17 protein-coding genes and 1 riboswitch are annotated in these 18,049 nt (G+C 67.6%); of the genes, 11 read left to right on the top strand and 6 right to left on the bottom strand.

What is annotated here, in order from left to right; all coding sequences use genetic code 11:
• The 8 genes from ACH0AE_RS03975 (at nt 1) to ACH0AE_RS03940 (ending at nt 10,404) form a co-directional block, all read left to right on the top strand.
• Nucleotides 1–1,182: an acyl-CoA dehydrogenase family protein gene (locus tag ACH0AE_RS03975; protein ID WP_294444055.1), complete on the top strand. Its 1,182-nt coding sequence runs from the start codon at nt 1–3 to the stop codon at nt 1,180–1,182.
• A gap of 1 nt (nt 1,183) precedes the next feature.
• On the top strand, nt 1,184–2,392 hold the full coding sequence (locus ACH0AE_RS03970; protein ID WP_294444057.1) for a CoA transferase: 1,209 nt from the start codon (nt 1,184–1,186) through the stop codon (nt 2,390–2,392).
• Between the two features lie 37 nt (nt 2,393–2,429).
• Entirely contained in the window at nt 2,430–3,653 is a 1,224-nt protein-coding gene (locus ACH0AE_RS03965) for an acetyl-CoA C-acetyltransferase (RefSeq protein ID WP_294444058.1), read from the top strand.
• Nucleotides 3,654–3,681: 28 nt separating this feature from the next.
• Entirely contained in the window at nt 3,682–5,268 is a 1,587-nt protein-coding gene (locus ACH0AE_RS03960) for an acyl-CoA dehydrogenase family protein (RefSeq protein WP_294444059.1), read from the top strand.
• A gap of 171 nt (nt 5,269–5,439) precedes the next feature.
• Nucleotides 5,440–6,396: a ferritin-like domain-containing protein gene (locus tag ACH0AE_RS03955; RefSeq protein WP_294444060.1), complete on the top strand. Its 957-nt coding sequence runs from the start codon at nt 5,440–5,442 to the stop codon at nt 6,394–6,396.
• A 51-nt stretch (nt 6,397–6,447) separates the two neighbouring features.
• The gene (locus ACH0AE_RS03950; RefSeq protein WP_294444061.1) at nt 6,448–7,452 is read left to right on the top strand and encodes a ferritin-like domain-containing protein; all 1,005 of its coding nucleotides are present in this window, start codon (nt 6,448–6,450) and stop codon (nt 7,450–7,452) included.
• A 45-nt stretch (nt 7,453–7,497) separates the two neighbouring features.
• A riboswitch (TPP riboswitch) is annotated at nt 7,498–7,606 on the top strand.
• 40 nt (nt 7,607–7,646) lie between these two features.
• Entirely contained in the window at nt 7,647–9,521 is a 1,875-nt protein-coding gene (gene thiC / locus ACH0AE_RS03945) for a phosphomethylpyrimidine synthase ThiC (RefSeq protein ID WP_406875459.1), read from the top strand.
• A 130-nt stretch (nt 9,522–9,651) separates the two neighbouring features.
• On the top strand, nt 9,652–10,404 hold the full coding sequence (locus ACH0AE_RS03940) for a DUF4019 domain-containing protein (protein ID WP_294444063.1): 753 nt from the start codon (nt 9,652–9,654) through the stop codon (nt 10,402–10,404).
• Between the two features lie 67 nt (nt 10,405–10,471).
• On the opposite strand, the gene ACH0AE_RS03935 is transcribed toward ACH0AE_RS03940, so the two are convergent.
• Nucleotides 10,472–10,738, bottom strand: a complete 267-nt coding sequence (locus ACH0AE_RS03935) for a Txe/YoeB family addiction module toxin (protein ID WP_365928594.1) — start codon at nt 10,736–10,738, stop codon at nt 10,472–10,474.
• Nucleotides 10,735–10,989, bottom strand: coding sequence for a type II toxin-antitoxin system Phd/YefM family antitoxin (locus tag ACH0AE_RS03930; RefSeq protein WP_294444065.1), 255 nt, complete (start codon nt 10,987–10,989; stop codon nt 10,735–10,737). Before ACH0AE_RS03930 ends, ACH0AE_RS03935 begins: the two co-directional genes overlap by 4 nt.
• Before the next feature lie 137 nt (nt 10,990–11,126).
• On the opposite strand from ACH0AE_RS03930, the gene ACH0AE_RS03925 reads away from it, so the two are divergent.
• The 3 genes from ACH0AE_RS03925 to dapF all read left to right on the top strand — a co-directional run bounded on the left by ACH0AE_RS03925 (nt 11,127) and on the right by dapF (nt 13,428).
• The gene (locus tag ACH0AE_RS03925) at nt 11,127–11,885 is read left to right on the top strand and encodes a phosphatase PAP2 family protein (protein WP_294444066.1); all 759 of its coding nucleotides are present in this window, start codon (nt 11,127–11,129) and stop codon (nt 11,883–11,885) included.
• 89 nt (nt 11,886–11,974) lie between these two features.
• Nucleotides 11,975–12,433: a DUF6456 domain-containing protein gene (locus ACH0AE_RS03920; protein ID WP_294444067.1), complete on the top strand. Its 459-nt coding sequence runs from the start codon at nt 11,975–11,977 to the stop codon at nt 12,431–12,433.
• Between the two features lie 62 nt (nt 12,434–12,495).
• A complete protein-coding gene (gene dapF / locus ACH0AE_RS03915) occupies nt 12,496–13,428 on the top strand; it encodes a diaminopimelate epimerase (protein ID WP_294444068.1) in 933 nt (310 codons plus the stop codon).
• 1 nt (nt 13,429) lies between these two features.
• Here the strand turns inward: dapF and ACH0AE_RS03910 are convergent, their stop codons facing one another.
• From ACH0AE_RS03910 to ACH0AE_RS03895, 4 genes are all read right to left on the bottom strand, one after another.
• Nucleotides 13,430–14,488: a PepSY domain-containing protein gene (locus ACH0AE_RS03910; protein WP_294444069.1), complete on the bottom strand. Its 1,059-nt coding sequence runs from the start codon at nt 14,486–14,488 to the stop codon at nt 13,430–13,432.
• 61 nt (nt 14,489–14,549) lie between these two features.
• Entirely contained in the window at nt 14,550–15,233 is a 684-nt protein-coding gene (locus ACH0AE_RS03905; protein ID WP_294444070.1) for a Fe2+-dependent dioxygenase, read from the bottom strand.
• A 52-nt stretch (nt 15,234–15,285) separates the two neighbouring features.
• The gene (locus ACH0AE_RS03900; protein WP_406875458.1) at nt 15,286–17,703 is read right to left on the bottom strand and encodes a TonB-dependent receptor; all 2,418 of its coding nucleotides are present in this window, start codon (nt 17,701–17,703) and stop codon (nt 15,286–15,288) included.
• 78 nt (nt 17,704–17,781) lie between these two features.
• The gene (locus tag ACH0AE_RS03895) at nt 17,782–18,039 is read right to left on the bottom strand and encodes a ribbon-helix-helix domain-containing protein (protein ID WP_294444072.1); all 258 of its coding nucleotides are present in this window, start codon (nt 18,037–18,039) and stop codon (nt 17,782–17,784) included.
• Between the last annotated feature and the right edge of the window lie 10 nt (nt 18,040–18,049).

Genomic DNA, 18,049 nt, shown 5'->3' with positions numbered 1-18,049 from the left:
ATGTCCAATCTCAACCCCGGCATGGATGCCGAGACGTTCGAACAGTTCATCGATCAGCTGCGCCGCTACGTGCGTGATCGGCTGATCCCGGCCGAACGCGACATCATCGAGAGCGACTGCATCCCGCCCGAGATCATCGACGAGCTGCGCGAGATGGGCCTGTTCGGCATCACCATCCCGGAGGAATATGGCGGCGCGGGGATGAACATCTCCCAGTACACGCGCACGATCCGCGAACTGGCCTATGCCATGCCGTGCTTCCGCTCGATCATCTCGATCACGATCGGCATGTTCACCTCGGCTATGAAGAACGGCGCGACCGAGGCGCAGCGGCAGGGATGGCTGCCCAAGCTCGCCGCCGGCACGATCACCTCCTTCGGCCTGACCGAGCCAGGCTCCGGCAGCGATTCAGCCGGCATGCAGACGATGGCGGTCCGCAGCAGCGATGGCGGGTGGGTGCTGAACGGCACGAAGCGCTACATCACCAACGCGCCGCAGGCGGAGGTGGCGCTGATCATGGCGCGCACCTCGAAGGAGCCGCTGCCGAAGAACGCGCACGTCTCCGCCTTCATCGTGCCCATGAACACGCCAGGCGTCAGCGTCGGCAAGTCCGACAAGAAGATGGGCCAGGCCGCCAGCCACATCGCCGACATCATCCTTGAGGACGTGCACCTGCCCGCGGACGCGCTGCTCGGCGGCGAGGAAGGCAAGGGCTTCATCACCGCGATGAAGAGCCTCGACAACGGCCGCCTGTCTGTCGCCGCCGCCTCGATCGGCTATGCCCAGCGCGCGCTGGATTCGGCGCTCCGCTACGCCAACGAGCGCAAGGCGTTCGGCGAGCCGATCGCCAATTTCCAGCTGATCCAGCAGATGCTGGCCGACAGTGATATCGAGATCTACGCCGCGACGACGATGCTGGAAGACGCCGCACGGCGCGCCGACGCTGGCGAGAACGTGCTGCGCAAGGCGGCTGCCGCCAAGGTCTTCGCCTCCGAGGCATGCGGCCGGATCGTCGATCGCGTGGTCCAGGTATACGGCGGCGCGGGCTATCTCGCCGAATATGAGGCGGAGCGCTTCTTCCGCGATGCGCGCGTCTATCGCATCTACGAAGGCACCACCCAGATCCTCCAGCTCCAGATCGCCAAGCACATGCTGCGCGAGTTCAACGCCGGAGTGAATTGAGATGTACAACCTCCTCCCCGGCCTGACCGTGATCGAGGCGTCGTCCTTCGTCGCCTCGCCCACCGCCGGGCTCTATCTCGCGCAGATGGGGGCGGAGGTTATCCGCGTGGACCAGATCGGCGGCGGCCCCGATTTCCGCCGCTGGCCGGTCACGCAAAACGGCGACTCGCTCTATTGGGAGAACCTCAACCGGGCGAAGAAGAGCCTCGCGCTCGATCTCGGCCGGCCGGAGGGGCGCGAGCTGCTTCAGGCGCTGGTCCGCGCGACCGGGCAGTTCGTCACGAACTTTCCGGTAAAGGGCTTCCTCGCCCATGAGACGCTGGCGCAGGGCCGCCCCGATCTCATCACCGTGCGCGTGATGGGCTGGGCCGACGGCAGCCCGGCGCTTGACTATACCGTCAACAACGCGGTCGGCTATCCGATGCTGACCGGGCCGGGTCCGGACCCGGTAAACCACGTCCTCCCCGCCTGGGATTTGCTGACCGGCGCCTATGCTGCCTTCGCGATGATGGCCGCGCTTCGCCGCCGCGACGCCACCGGCGAAGGTGGCGAGATCCGCGTGCCCTTGTCGGACGTCGCAATCGGCACCGTCGCCAATCTCGGCGGTATCGCCGAGGTGATGGACACCGGCGCTGACCGCCCGCGCCTGGGCAACACCGTCTTCGGCCTGTTCGGGCGAGATTTCACGACGCGCGATGGAAAGCGGACGATGATCGTCGCCGTCACCCATCGCCAGTGGGCGAACCTCGTCGCCGCGCTGAACCTCGGCGACGCGATCGGGCGGGTCGAGGCGGAACGCGGCGTCAGCTTCGCAAAGGACGATGGCCTGCGCTTCACCCACCGCGATGCGCTGTTTCCGCTGTTCGAGGCTGCGATCGCCGCGCGCGATCATGCCGATCTAGCCGCCGCCTTCGACGCCGGCGGCATCGTCCACTCCGCCTACGGCACCATGGCCGATGCGGTGCGCGATCCCCGCCTCGTCACCGAAAACCCGATCTTCGGCACCGCCGACGATCCCAGCGGCACGCGCTATCCCGCGGTCGGTGCCTTCGCCACGCTGCCGGGCGAGGAACGCCGCCCACCCGCTCCCGCGCCGCGCAACGGCCAGCACAGCGAACAGGTGCTCGCCGAAACCCTCGGCCTGTCATCGGGTGAGATCGCGCGGCTGTTCGATGCCGGCATCGCCGCCCCGCCCCGCAACCCGGAATGAACCTTCCGTCCCGTTCGCCTCAGACTAGGATCCCATCATGACCCCCAGCACCGGCCTGCGCCGCGCCGCCATCGTCGCCCCAATCCGCACCGCCGTCGGAAAGTTCGGCGGCAGCCTCTCCTCGCTCACCGCGGGCCAGCTTGGCGCGACGATCCTGAAGGCGCTGATGGAGCGCACCAAGATCGATCCTGCCCGCGTCGACGACGTCGTGTTCGCGCAAGGGTACGGCAATGGCGAGGCGCCCGCGATCGGCCACTGGGCATGGCTGGCCGCCGGCCTGCCGATCGAGGTGCCGGGCTATCAGCTCGACCGTCGCTGCGGCTCCGGGCTTCAGGCCGTGATCGACGCCGCGATGATGGTGCAGACCGGCGTCAGCGACGTGGTCGTCGCCGGCGGCTGCGAAAGCATGTCCAACGTCGAACATTACACCACCGACATCCGCAAGGGCGTGCGCTCGGGCAACCTCACGATCCACGACCGCCTCACCCGCGGCCGCCTGATGTCGCAGCCGGTCGAACGCTTCGGCGTCATCAGCGGCATGATCGAGACCGCCGAGAATCTCGCCAAGGATTACGACATCAGCCGCGAGGAGGCTGACGCTTACGCCGTCCGCTCGCACCAGCGCGCCACCGCTGCCTGGGAAAAGGGCCTGTTCGCCGACGAACTCGTCCCCGTCTCGGTACCGCAGAAGAAGGGCGAGGCGATCGTCTTCGATCACGACGAAGGCTACCGCCCCGACGCCACGCTTGAATCGCTTGGGCGTCTGCGTCCGATCGAGGGCGGCGTCGTCACCGCCGGCAACGCCAGCCAGCAGAATGACGCCGCGGCCGCCTGCCTCGTCGTCGCCGAGGACAAATTGGAGGAACTGGGCCTGGAGCCGATCGCCTGGTTCCACAGCTGGGCCGCCGCCGGCTGCGATCCCTCGCGCATGGGCATCGGCCCGGTCCCGGCGGTCGAGCGCCTGTTCGCCCGCAACGGGCTCGGCTGGGACGATATCGACCTCGTCGAGCTGAACGAGGCGTTCGCGCCGCAGGTGCTCGCCGTGCTCAAGGGCTGGGGCTGGAGCAAGGACGACAGCCGTAACGAGATCCTCAACGTCAACGGCTCGGGCATTTCGCTCGGCCACCCGATCGGCGCCACCGGCGGCCGCATCCTCGCCAACCTGACGCGCGAACTCGTCCGCCGCGACGGCCGCTATGGGCTGGAAACGATGTGCATCGGCGGCGGCCAGGGCATCGCCGCGGTCTTCGAGCGCGCCTGATGCTGGGGCTTTCGGTGAGGACGCGCGCATGAGCTTGCTTGGGGGGGCACTGGCGGCGGCGCAACGCTATCGCGACGACGCCCGTGCCGCCCTCGCGGCCCGGCTCGACGCCGCGCCGATCGATACGGAACAACGGGCAGCGCACGGCTTCGCCTGGGTCGCCACCACCGTCGCTGCGCTGGAGGCGTTGGCCGACTGGGCCGATCGCAACGAGGGTGAGGTCAACGCCCTCGTCGCCCGCCTCGCCTTTCAGGAAAGCATCGCTCAGCTCGTGGGTGGCCTGCCGATGGGCCAGAATGAACTGTTCCGCCCCGCCGACCTCGGCCTCACCGCCGCCGCTCGCACGCTGGCGACCGCCTGCGCCGACCTTCTCGATCACGACGCCGCCGCGGATCGCCGCGCGCTGGTCGAGCGGCTCGCCGCCGGCGAATGGCCCAGCGAAACGCTCCACGACGCGGAGCTCGACGCGATCCGCGACCAGTTCCGCCGCTTCACCGATGCCGAAATCCTGCCCCACGCCCACGGCTGGCATCTCGCCAACGACCTGATCCCCGACGCCACCGTCGCCAAGATGGCCGACCTCGGCACGTTCGGCGTCTGTATTCCCGAGACTTACGGCGGCCTCGGCCTCTCCAAGCTCGTGATGTGCATCGTCACCGAGGAATTGTCGCGCGGCTGGATCGGCGCCGGCTCGCTCGGCACCCGCTCGGAAATCGCCGGTGAACTGATCGCCGGCTCGGGCACCGACGCGCAAAAGGCCCAGTGGCTCCCGCGCATCGCCAGCGGCGAAGTGCTGCCCACCGCCGTCTTTACCGAACCCGATGTCGGCAGCGACCTCGGCTCGCTGCAGACCCGCGCCCGCCGCGATGGCGATACGTGGCGGATCGACGGCACGAAGACGTGGATCACCCACGCCAGCCGCTCCGACCTCATGACCCTGCTCGCCCGCACGCTGCCGGATGCGAAGGGCTATGCCGGCCTGTCGATGCTGCTCGTCCCCAAACCGCGCGGGACGCAGGGCGATCCCTTCCCTGCACCCGGCATGTCGGGCAGCGAGATCGAGGTGCTCGGCTATCGCGGGATGCGCGAATATGCGCTCTCCTTCGACGGCATGGTCGCCCCCGCCGACGCGCTGCTCGGCGGCGAGGAGGGTCAGGGCTTCAAGCAGCTGATGCGCACTTTCGAAGGCGCGCGCATCCAGACCGCCGCCCGCGCCGTCGGCGTCGCCCGCCGCGCGCTCGAACTCGGCCTGTCCTACGCGCTCGATCGCCAGCAGTTTGGCCGCGCGATCATCCACTTCCCGCGCGTCGCCGACAAGCTCGCGATGAGCCTCGTCGATCTCATCGCCGCGCGCGAACTCACCTACGCCGCCGCGCGCGCCAAGGATTCGGGCAAGCGCTGCGATATCGAGGCCGGCATGGCAAAGCTGCTCGCTGCCCGCGCCGCGTGGAGCAATGCCGATGCCGCGCTCCAGATCCACGGCGGCAACGGCTATGCGCTGGAATTCGAGATCAGCCGCATCCTGTGCGACGCGCGCATCCTCAACATCTTCGAGGGCGCGGCGGAAATCCAGGCGCAGGTGATTGCGCGCGGGCTGGTCGCGCAGCGCAACTGATCGCTCCCGCCCGCCGCCTTTCGAAAAAATCCCTGGCGGATCGTTGCGGATTGTCGTTCGTAGCTCCGTCTTGCGTCGTGCCTGTCATTTTGTTCAGGAAACGGACAGCGAAACGATCTAGGCCCGTCCGGTGCAGCGCCGGTCGGCGCGAGTTCAGGGAAGGATGCTGCGATGTCGCAATCGGATCAATTGCTTGAGACGCTGGAATCGCGGGCCCGCGTGCGGGAGGATCGTCGAGCCTTCTTCGCCGCCGCGCTTGGCGCTGCCGCGGTCGGGGCGGGCGCCGTCGCCCTTTCCACCCCCGCCGCAGCGCAGACGACGATTACCGACGTCGACGTGCTGAACTTCGCGCTGAACCTCGAATATCTCGAGGCGAACTTCTATTCCTTCGCTACCACGGGCTCCCCGCTCGCCAGCGCTGACACCAGCGGCACCGGAACGGCGGGCGCCGCCACTGGCGGTCGCCAGGTCAGCTTCACTGATCCGGCGGTCGCCTCGTTCGCGCGGGAAATCGCCGCGAACGAACTGGCGCACGTGCGCTTTCTGCGCACCCAGCTTCCCTCCGTCGCGATCGCCCAGCCGCAGATCGATCTCAGCGCAACGCCGCTCAGCCCGTTCAGCACCATCGCGCGCACCGCGGGGCTGATCAGCACCGGGCAGACGTTTGATCCCTATGCCAGCGAGGACAATTTCCTCCTCGCAGCTTTCCTGTTCGAGGATCTGGGCGTCACCGCCTATCGCGGCGCGACGGGCCTTCTCGCCAACAAGACCTTCCAGGAAGCGGTCGGCGGGATCCTTGCCGTCGAGGCGTACCACGGTGCGATGATCCGCACGACCTTGTACCGCAAGGGCCTCACCACGCCGTCGCTGATCAACGCGACCGAGGCGCTGTCGAACGTGCGCGACTCGTTCGATGGCGGCAGCGATCTCGATCAGGGCGTCGCCCCAACCACCGTCAACGGCCAGCAGGTCGCCAATATCGCGCCCCTCGATGGCGACGGCATCGCCTTCGGCCGCTCGCCCGGCCAGGTGCTGAACATCGTCTATCTGAACCGGGCCGCGGTGTCCGCCGGCGGCTTCTTCCCCGCCGGCGTCAACGGCACGATCAAGACGTCTGCCGCGAGCTGACGGCGCGCCCGCGCCTCGCTCCACCTCATCCGGATTTCAGGGACAGCCCTCATGATCGACCAGAAGAACCTCGACGCCATCCTCGACGCCACCGAACGGCGCCGCGCCGAACGCCGCCGCTTCCTCCAGCTCGCCGGTGGCGCCTCCGTGGCAGCCGGTGGCCTTGCGCTGCTGTCGGCCTGCGGCGGCAACGACGATGACGACACGCCCTCGCCGACGCCCAGCCCGACGCCAACGCCCACCGGCACGTCGACCACCAACCCGGACGGCGATCTCCTCAATTTCCTGCTGCAGTTCGAATATCTCCAGGCGCAATATTACTCTTTCGCCGCCACCGGCGTCGGCCTGCCCGATACGTTGCTCAGCGGCACCGGCACGCTCGGCGCCGTGACCGGCGGCGCGCTGGTGCCCTTCGCCGATCCGCTGGTCGCCGCCTGTGCGCGGGAGCTCGCCGCTGACGAACGTGCCCATGTCGCGTATCTGCGCGCGCAGCTCGCCGCCGTCGCGGTCGCGCAGCCGGCGATCAACATCTCGGGCGCGGCCGACGGCCCCTTCACCACGCTCATGCGCAATGCCGGGGTGATCGGCGCGGGCGCGGTCTTCAACCCCTACGCCAACGACAACAGCTTCCTGCTCGGCGCGTATGTGTTCGCCGACGTCGCTGTCTCGGCGTACAAGGGCGGCGTGCCGCTGATCGTCAGCCCCACGATCGCGTCGGCCGCGGCCGGCATCCTCGGCGCGGAGGGCTACCACGCCGGCCTGATCCGCACGCTCCTCTACACCCGCGGCAGCGATCCGGCGACGGGCCTGCGCGACGCGGCAAACAAGATCAGCGACGAACGCGATCGCCTCGATGGCACCACTGACATCGATCAGGGCATCACCCAGGCCGATGGCGCGGCGAACATCGTGCCGGCAGACGGCAACGGCATCGCCTACAGCCGCTCCGCCGCCCAGGTGCTGAACATCCTCTACCTCAACAAGGCATCGGTGAATTCGGGCGGCTTCTTCCCCGCCGGGCTCAACGGCAACCTCAAGACGAGCGCCGCCAGCTGATCGGCCGCGGGGCGCTTTACCGCGCCCCGCAAACCACGTACACATGACGCATCCTCGGGGGACCGCTGTCGGCGGTTGAGAGGCGGGCACGAGCCCGCGACCCGCTGAACCTGATCCGGTTGACACCGGCGGAGGGAAGGAGCGGCCTGCCACCCAAGGCACCTGTTCTCTCTCCGTATTGAGGAGAGAAAAGCATGGCCGACGCAGATTCCCCCATCGAAGCAGCGCGCGGCGCCATCGGCGTCACCACCGGCCCGATCCGCGGCAGCCGCAAGATCCACGTCGGTCCGCTCAAGGTCGCAATGCGCGCGATCGATCTGGAGCCGGGCTGCGGTGAGCCGCCGCTCAACGTCTATGACACCTCGGGGCCGTACACCGATCCCACCGCCCGCATCGACATCAACGCCGGCCTCGCGCCGCTGCGCCGCGAGTGGATCATGGCCCGCGGCGACGTCGAGGCCTATGATGCGCGCGAAATCCGCCCGGAGGATAACGGCCAGCTCGGCCCCGACCGTTCCGGCGGGGTCCAGCCCTTCCCCAATGTCGTGAAGCGCCCGCTGCGCGCAAAGCCGGGCGCCAACGTCAGCCAGATGCACTACGCCCGCCGCGGTATCATCACGCCCGAGATGGAATATGTCGCCACGCGCGAAAACCTCGGCCGCGAGATGCTGCGCGAATACGCCCGCGACGGCGAAAGCTTCGGCGCCGCCATCCCGGATTACGTCACGCCCGAGTTCGTCCGTGACGAGGTCGCCCGCGGCCGCGCGATCATCCCCAACAACATCAACCACCCTGAATCCGAGCCGATGGCGATCGGCCGCAACTTCCTGGTCAAGATCAACGCCAACATCGGCAACAGCGCCGTCGCCAGCAACGTCGCGACCGAGGTCGACAAGCTCGTCTGGGCGATCCGCTGGGGCGCCGACACGGTGATGGACCTCAGCACTGGGCGCAACATCCACGACACGCGCGAATGGATCATCCGCAACTCGCCCGTCCCGATCGGCACCGTGCCGATCTACCAGGCGCTGGAGAAGGTCGGCGGCATCGCCGAGGACCTGACGTGGGAGATCTTCCGCGACACGCTGATCGAGCAGGCCGAACAGGGCGTCGACTATTTCACCATCCACGCCGGCGTCCGCCTGCCCTACGTGCCGCTCACCGCCAAGCGCGTCACCGGCATCGTCAGCCGCGGCGGCTCGATCATGGCGAAATGGTGCCTCGCGCACCACAAGGAGAGCTTCCTCTACGAGCGGTTCGACGAGATCACCGAGATCATGAAGGCCTATGACATCGCCTATTCGCTGGGCGATGGCCTGCGCCCCGGCTCGATCGCCGACGCCAATGACGAGGCGCAGTTCGCCGAACTCTACACGCTGGGCGAACTCACCAAGCGCGCCTGGGCGCAGGACGTTCAGGTGATGATCGAGGGGCCCGGCCACGTGCCGATGCACAAGATCAAGGAGAATATGGACAAGCAGCTGGAGGCGTGCGGTGAGGCACCCTTCTACACGCTCGGGCCGCTGACCACCGATATCGCGCCCGGCTATGACCATATCACCAGCGGCATCGGTGCGGCGATGATCGGTTGGTATGGCACGGCGATGCTTTGCTACGTCACGCCCAAGGAGCATCTCGGCCTCCCCGATCGTGACGACGTGAAGGTCGGCGTGGTGACGTACAAGCTCGCCGCCCACGCCGCCGATCTGGCCAAGGGGCACCCCGCGGCCAAGATGCGCGACGATGCCCTGTCGCGCGCCCGCTTCGAATTCCGCTGGCGCGACCAGTTCAACTTGAGCCTCGATCCCGACACGGCGGAAAAGTACCACGATCAGACGCTGCCCGCGGAGGGCGCCAAGACCGCGCATTTCTGCTCGATGTGCGGGCCGAAGTTCTGCTCGATGAAGATTACGCAGGAAGTGCGCGACTTTGCCCGGCTGCAGAACCAGGGCAGCGAAGGCTTCATCGCCAGCGAAGAGGCGGAAGCCGGCATGGCAAAGATGAGCAACGTCTACGAGGAAACCGGCCGCGAGCTCTACATGGGCGCCGGTGACCGCGAACACGACTGACACCGCACGCGCGATTGTTTCTCCCGTACCCGCGGCCCACCAGCCGCGGGTACAATCGTTTTGGGGGTCACGCTTGCCGGTCGCTCCGCTAGCCTCAGTGTCAGGATCAGGTGGGACAGCGTGAGGTTTGATGGCTCCCGGAGTTGAGGCGCTGACAGAAAAGGAGAAGGAGACGCTTCGCCTGCTCCTTGTCGGGCACGACGCCAAGTCGATGGCGCGGCACTTCGATCTGTCGGTCCATACGATCAACGAGCGGTTGCGCGACGCACGCCGAAAGCTCGCCGTCTCCAGCAGCAAGGAAGCCGCACGGCTGCTCCGCGAGGCGGAAGGCACGACCCCCGAAATCCTCGGGGACACCGGATTACGGGGTGCGCAGCCCGGCCACGATCAACACCATGAGCCTCTATCCCCACCAACGCCGCGATCGTCGCGAGCGACTGGCTGGGCGATCGGAGGAGTTGCCATGATCACCATCGCCGCTGCCCTGCTGGCCTTGACCAGTCCCATCACCCAGCCCGCCGAACAATCCCCGTCAGCCGCCACCGTGCCCCTGACCGAAAGCGAGGGCGCGAAGGCCGCACGGGAATGGCTGGAGCTTGGTGACGCTGCCAACTGGCGGGACAGTTATGCCGCCACCGCCCAGTCCTTCCGCACCGCCAACACACTCGAAAACTGGCAATCCGCCGCGCAGAAGGTGCGCCTGCCGCTCGGCAAGGTCGTGTCCCGCACCTTGATCAGCGATATCGACACGCCCGCGCCGCCCAATGGCAATCGCACCGTCCAGTTCCGCACCGATTTCGCCAACAGGAAAGGCGCCATCGAAACGGTTGCGCTCAATCGCGAAGGCGGGACCTGGAAGGTCGCCGGCATCTACGTCGAATAAGACGCCAGCTGTCTGCCGATCGGAGGTGCAGAAGGGCCGCTGCCCGCGCCGCGGCCCCGCGCCATCCTCAATAATGATACCGGCACTGCGCGATCTCCAGCGTCTGCGCATCGCCACTGCCGCTCACCCGGTACACCAGCCGATGTTCGCGATTGATCCGGCGGGACCACCAGCCGGTCAGGTTGCCGCCGAGCGGCTCGGGCTTGCCGGTGCCGCGAAACGGGTCACGCTGGCATTCCTTGATCAGCGCATTGACGCGTTCCAGCCCCCGCCGATCGTCGCCCTGCCAGTGCAGATACTGGTTCCAGGCGCGGTCGGAAAACATCAGCCTCACGGCTCGATCAGGTCGCGCTCGCTGCCCTTGCCCGCATCCAGCTCGGCGATGCTCGCCAGCAACTCACGCGCGTTCGCCGGCGATTGCAGCAGGTAGAGCGTCTCCTCGATCGAGGCCCATTCGCTTTCGGAGATCAGCACCGCGCCTTCGCCCTTCTGCCGGGTGATCGCGATCGGCGCCTTGTCGGCCACCACGCGGTCCACCAGCGCCTTCATGTTGGCGCGCGCCTCGGAAATGCTGATCGATTGCATCGGAACAATGTACGAATTTACGTACAGTGTTCAAGCGGTGTAGCCATGCGACCGCGGCGTCGGCTTTCAGAGCCCGGCCACCACTTTGGCCTGACAAGGGGACTGCGCGATGGCGTATCCCTGCTACACCAACCGCCATGCCTCCCGAATCCACGCTCGCGCATCTTGCCGAAACGCCGCCCACGCCTGATCAGACCGCGCCCGAAGGCATCTCCCACCCGCCCTATATCTTCATCGCGCTGGCCGCGGTTGCGGGGGCCGTGCTGATCATTGCGCTGCTCGGCGGCACCATCGCGCGCGGGGCGCAGTTCGATTTCGATCACGCGATCATGCTCGCGCTGCGCACCCCTGCCGACCTCGCGACGCCGGTCGGCCCGAAGTGGCTGGTCGAGGCGATGATCGACATCACCGCGCTTGGCGGCAAGACGGTGCTGACGCTCGTCGTCATGCTGACGCTCGGCTTCCTCCTCGCGTCGCGCCACTTCCTCACCGCCGCGCTCGTCCTTGCCGGCACGGTCAGCGGCTCGGCCGCCATCTCGATCGGCAAGCGGCTGGTCGGGCGCGAGCGGCCGGCGCTGGTGGATCACCTCGTCGAGGTTTCCTCGGCCAGCTTCCCCAGCGGTCATGCCGGGAACAGCGCGATCATCTACCTCACCATCGCGCTGATGGTGATGCAGATCGTGCCCAGCCGTGCGGCGCGCTGGTATCTGTTCAGCGCGACGATCGCGCTCGTCGTGCTGATCGGCTTCAGCCGAGTCTATCTCGGCGTCCATTGGCCGAGCGACGTGATCGCCGGGTGGAGCGCCGGCACCTTGTGGGCGCTTGCCTGGTGGGCGTTCGGCTCGTGGCTGCGACTGCGGCGCACCGGCGCTTCTCATTCAGCCACCGCTTATTGATTCCGATCGAACGCCTCCCGGCAAGCGGCAGGCTGTCCTACAAACACGCATCCGTGCCATGTCTCCATGCGGAACACAAGGAGAACATGATGCAGATGCTGGCGGAACGGGGCGTGGATTCGGATGGGCGGGTGGTGGCGGCGCGCCGCGCCCGCAGCGTCACGGTAAACCTCGCCGAATCGCCGCTCTCGTGGCTCGGCGCGCGCGGGCTGGTTGATGCGCGCCAGATCGAGGCGGGCGAGCGGCTGCGCGCCGATTACGAGCGCGCCGCCTTGCCGCAGCGCACCACCATGCGATGGACGGCGCGGGTCGACGGCGGCGCCGGCACCGGCCTTGATCCGACGAGCGCGCAGATTGCCGCCAAGCGCCGCTTCGATGCGGCGGTCGCCGCGGTCGGGCGCGGCCTCAGTGACGTGTTGTGGCGCGTGGTATGTGCGGGTGAGGCGTTGCCGGTGGCCGAGAAGTCGCTCGGCTGGCCGGCGCGCTCGGGCCGGCTGGTGCTCACCATGGCACTCGATCGCCTGGCGGATCATTACGCCTTGCCTTGACTCGCCGTGTCTCGGGCGGCGGAGGGTTGCGGCATCCCCCGCCCGGGTCGATATGCGCCACCATGCGTCTCCAGATCACGAAGTGCCACGGCTCCGGCAACGATTTCGCGCTGATCGATGCGCGTGCGCTTGATCTGTCGGACGCCGCCTGGGCCGGCATCGCCCGCGCGCTGACGAACCGCGCCGGGCCGGTCGGCGCCGATGGCATCCTGCTGCTGACGGCCGGCGATGACCGAGCCGCCTTCGGCATGCGCATTTTCAACGCCGATGGCTCGGAACCGGAAACCTGCCTCAACGGCCTGCGCTGCGTCGCGCGCGCCGGGCTCGATGCGCTGGGGCTGGAGGCGGCCACCGTCCGCCTCAAGACCAGCCATGCAGAGGTCGCGCGCGACCCCGACCTCGCGCCCGGCGTCTATACCGTGCGCGAAACCGCCGGCCCCGCCACACTAAGCATCGCCGATTGGCCGCTCCTGGGCGAAGGCGACGAGATCATCGACCGCCCGATCGCGCACCTCTCGCCCACCCTCGCCTTCACCGCCGTCGCCATCCCCAATCCGCACCTCATCGCCTTCGTCGATACGGTGGACGAGGCGGAACTGGTCCGCATCGGCACCCTCTGTGAGGCTGCGCCCGCCTGGCTCCCCAACCGCGCCAACGTCTCCTTCGTTCATGTGCGTGATGATCGAGAAGTTTACGTGCGCACCTTTGAACGCGGCGTCGGCCTCACCAACGCCTGCGGCAGCGCGATGGGCGCCTCCACTTTCGCCGCTGGCCTGACGGGTCGCCTGCCGTTCGATCGGTCGATCGTGGTGCGCAACCGCGGCGGCCTCGTCCGCGCGATTGCCGCGACGGACGGGATGGTCACGCTTAGCGGCAATGCGACGTTCGAATGGTCCGGCACCGTCATCGTGGAGAACGGCGCGGCCCGCGACCTCGTGATGTCGGAGCAGCACGCGGACGAAGTCGCCGCCTGGGCCGCCGCCGTCGCAGCCTAGCTCAGCGCCGCCGCCACCACATCAGCACGCCGGTCACCGCCAGCAGCGTCGGCATCAGCCCGGCGGCAAAGATCAGCGCCTGCCACGCCAAGCCCATGCCGGTCCCGTCATGCAGCCGCCGCGCCCATTGCGCGAAGCTGACCCCGCCCGCCGCCGCAAAGGCCCTCCCCGGCGCCGCCGTCCCGCTGTCGTCCGCCACCATCACCGTGCGTAGCGGCATGGTGTCATAGGAAAGCGTCCAGTCGGCCTGCTGCTCGGTCGGCAGGATGATCGTGCGCAGCGGCGCGGAAGGCGCGAACGGCTGCCCGCGCGCCACCACGTCGTCGATCTCCAGCGCGGGCTGCGCCACCGGACGCTGCGCGATCGCCAGCGCCCGCCGCTGCACCGGCTCCCCCACCAGCGCGCCGAAGAAGGCCGGGAAGCTGATCCACGCCCCCGTCAGCGCCAGCAGGAACAACGGCAGCGCGATCCAGAAGCCAGCCATGTGGTGCAGGTTGGCGGCAAGGCTCGGCTGCCGCCGCCAGCGCAGCCCGCGCGCGATGCGGCCAGTGACCGGCCACCACAGCCACAAGCCGGTCAGGCTCGCCACCATCAGCGCAACGCCGATCCACCCCACGATCAGCCGCCCCGCACCCGGCACGAACAGGCTGCCATGCAGCACATGCAGCGCCCGCATCACGCCCGTGCCGCCATCCGCCACGTCCAGCACGCGCGCGGTGGCCGGATCGAGATAGATCAACAGCCGCCGCCCACGCGGGTCCGGCAACGCGGCGGGCGCGGTCAGCGTCACCAGCACGGGGCCATGCTGCGCGGGCAGAACCAGGTTCGCGATCCGCACGCCGTCCCGCACCTCCGGCTGCACAGCCGCGACATAGCGCGCCAGCGGCAGCAGCACGGAACCGCTGGTCGAATGGCGCGCAGGATGGATCAGCCGGTCGAGCCCGTCGCTCCAGACCAGCGCGGCGCCGCTCAGCGTGATCGGCACGATCACCGCGGCCAGGAGCAGCCCGATCCATCGGTGGACCTGAAACCAACGCCGCCGCACCGCCAGCCTGTTCATCGCGCGCCCTTCGTAGCGGCGCGCGGGTGACACGCCGGCCGACCGGCCGTCAATCGGCCTGTCAGGCGTCCGCCCAGCGGCGCAGCAGATTATGGTACACGCCGGTCAGGCGGATCGTCGTCGGGTCGTCCTGCCCCTTGTCGCCGGCCACCGCCTGCACCCCGCGGTCGAGATCGAACAGGATGCGCCGGGCACCATCGTCGCGCACCATGGATTGCAGCCAGAAGAAGGATGCGACGCGCGTGCCGCGGGTCACCGGCGTCACATGATGCAGGCTGGACGAGGGATAAACCACGGCATACCCCGCCGGAAGCTTGACGCGCTGCTCGCCGAACAAATCCTCGATCACCAGCTCCCCGCCGTCATAATCGGCAGGATCGGCGAGGAACAACGTCACCGAGATATCGGCGCGGATGCGAAAGTCGGTTCCGCGCTGGATCCGCACCGCATTGTCGACATGCGTGCCGAACGTCTGCCCCTCGCCATAGCGGTTGAACAGCGGGGGGAAGACCTTGAGCGGCAGGGTCGCGGCGAAGAAAAGCGGCGATCGGCCCAGCGCCTCGAGCACCATCCGGCCAGCCTCGCGCGCTGCCGCGCTGTCCTCCGGCAATTGCTCGTTTTGCTTGGCGAGCGCGGATTGATGGCCGGACGTCGCGTTGCCATCGACCCACTCGGCCGCATCGATGATCCCGCGCAGCCGCGCGACGCCCGCGGTATCGAGCAGGTCGGGAACAGCGATCAGCACGGCACGGTCTCCTTCGATCTCGTCATGACGAAGGCCGCACCGCGCTCCATCGTCAGAAGTTGTAGAACAGGCTCAACGTCGCCTGACGCCCATCGCCCGGCACGGCCCAGCCGCCGGTGATCACACCGCTCGTCGCATTCGCATTGTTGCGGATGCCGGTGTAATATTTCTCGTTGGTGAAGTTCTGCACGTTCAGCTGCGCTGTCAGTCCGCCCGCGATCGTGTACGCCATATACGCGCGGTGGATCAGGTAATCGTCGGAACGGAACTGCGGCGTGTCGATGGTCACGCCGTTCACGACGGCGCGCACGCGGTTGTTGAGCGCGAAGCTGCCCTGATAGGTCAGGCCGTAACCGATCTCGAGGCCGAACGGCAGCTTGTAGGTCGTGAACAGGCTGCCGGAATGGTCCGGCGTCTGCAGCAGGTCCTGCCCCGCTTGCGCATCGAACACACCCGCCGCCCGGTCACGTACAGAGATGCTCTGCCGCACCTTGCCGTCGAGATAGGTGTAGTTGGCGAAGATCGTCCATTGCGGCGTGATGTTGCCCGATGCGCCCAGCGTGATGCCGTCGACCCGGCTCTTGCCGTCGAGAACCTGCAGCCCCGCCGGCAGCAGCGGATCGTTGGAAGGGACACGGAAGTTCGTTCGTTCGTTGCGGAAGAACGCGGCGGTCAACTCCAGCCGGCGATCGAACAGGCCCGCCTTCACGCCCGCCTCGTAGTTCTTCGCCGTCTCCGGCGCGCTGGCGCACGGATCCGCCGCACCCGGCGCGCTGATCGTGCCGCAGCCCAGCCGAACCGTGGCCGAAGCCGGAACCTTGGAATTGCCGAAGCTTGCGTAGACGCTGACGTCGCGGACCGGGTGGAACACGCCGCCCACGCGATAGGACAGCAGCTTCTCGCGGCTGATCTGCCGCGCCTGCTGCGCCGGCGTCAGCGGCGCCGTGCCCGGCGGCGTGATCTGCAGCGGCAGGGCGCGGAAGTTCGCATATTGATACTCCCAGCGGATGCCACCGTTCAGCTCGAACAGCTCCCCGATCTCGAGCGTGTCGAACGCGTAGACAGCAAGATTCCGCCACTCGCCCTTGTTCTGGCCGGTGATCGTCTTGTTCACCGGGCCGGTCCATGTTGTGTCTGGATGGCGCAGCGCCAGGATCGGCAGCGGCGTTATGGCGGCGCCGGCCGGGGTGCGCAGCAGGGAACCGGACGAGATCTGATAATCCTCGATCATGCCGGCCACGCCGATGTTCAGCACGTTGCGGAAGGCTCCGCCCCGTTCGCCGCTCTCGACGCGCAAATCGGTCTGGTTGACGAGCAGCTGGTTCTCCTGGTCGCGCACCGTGCCCCGCGGTCCGGACGGCAGATACTGGCCGGGCGCGAGTCCCGACGGGCACGGAATGCCGACGGTCGACAGGCCATTGGCACCCACCGGCTGCAATCCGTTCGGCAGGCAGAAGGTGCCCTGCGGCGCCGAGGTCTGGCTATACTGGCCGACGCGCTGCCAGCGCGTGATGTTGCGCAGCGAAATGCCGTCGCCGGCATCGTGGCGGAACGTCGCAGTCAGCCGGTCGACGACGGTGTCCTGCTTGTCCAGGTTGACGATCCCGTAATAGTCGGCGCGGTCGACGCTCGGCAGGCCGCCGTCGTTCACCAGGCTCTTGAAGTATGGCACGCCATAGACGGGCGTGTTGTTGTCCTCCTGATGGACATACGCCAGCGTCAGGCTCGACGGCCCATCGATTCCAAGCGTGATCGCAGGCGCCACGCCCCATCGCTCGAACTTCTCGAGGTTGCGGCCCGGGATCTTGTTCTGGTGGTACATCGCGTTCAGGCGAACCGCGACCAGATCGTTGGCGCGCACGTTGCTGTCGATCGCCGCGCGATAATAGTCCGACGTGCCGAGCGCGCCCTGAACGATGGTGAGGTCAACGGGGGTCGGTACTTTGCTGACCAGATTGATCGTTCCGCCTACACTTCCCGAACCATTGAAGACCGAATTGGCACCATTGTAGACCTCGATCTGCTGAAGATTGAACGGATCTGTACGGCTATATTGGGCTGAATCGCGCAGCCCATCGATGGTGATGTCATTCGCGGCGGAATAACCGCGCAGGTTGATCGAATCCCCATAACCGCCGCCGCCCTCGCCCGCGCCGAAGGTGATTCCCGGCACCGTCTGCAGCGCATCGCGCAGCGTCTGGAGGTTCTGCTTGCGCAGCGTCTGATCGCTGATGACGGTGATCGTCTGCGGCGTATCGAGGATGTCGGACGTCGCCTTCGGGCTCTCAACCTCCGGCGGGCGCGCTTCCGCGGTGCCGGTCACGATGATCTCGTCCCGCTCCGCCGGCCTGTCCTGCCCTCCGCCCGCCGTGGGTGCATCAGCCGCAAGTGCCGGTGCGCTGGCGATAAAGCCGACTGCGGCGAGTGCAAGAAAGGCCGGTCCGCTGCGCGGCGCGCCGAGAGTCGACATGAAAGCTGCCCCTTTTTATTTCCCTGGGACGCAGCTATTGCGAGTCGTTCTCACTGTCAACGCTAATGAGAATGACTCTTATTTTTCCGAAACAGTGGTGACGATCCAGGTGCGCAAAGCGCTAGCCAAGTTCGGCGGATCTTCAGCGGCGATGCGAAGCGCATCGATCTGCGCGACGAGGGCGGAAAGCGGCAGCGCGCGGGCCGCGGCCGCCTCTTCCAGCAACTTCCAAAATAGGGGTTCCAGGCTAATCGAGGTGGTGTGCCCGGCGATGGTGATCGAGCGCTTCACCGGTCCGATGAAGCCGTCGGCCGGTGGCATGATCGCCGCAGCCATCGTGCCGCCC

This window comes from Sphingomonas sp. 179-A 2A2 NHS (assembly GCF_045371305.1).
Taxonomy (GTDB): domain Bacteria; phylum Pseudomonadota; class Alphaproteobacteria; order Sphingomonadales; family Sphingomonadaceae; genus Sphingomonas.
This window is presented reverse-complemented; position numbering and strand designations above follow the sequence as displayed.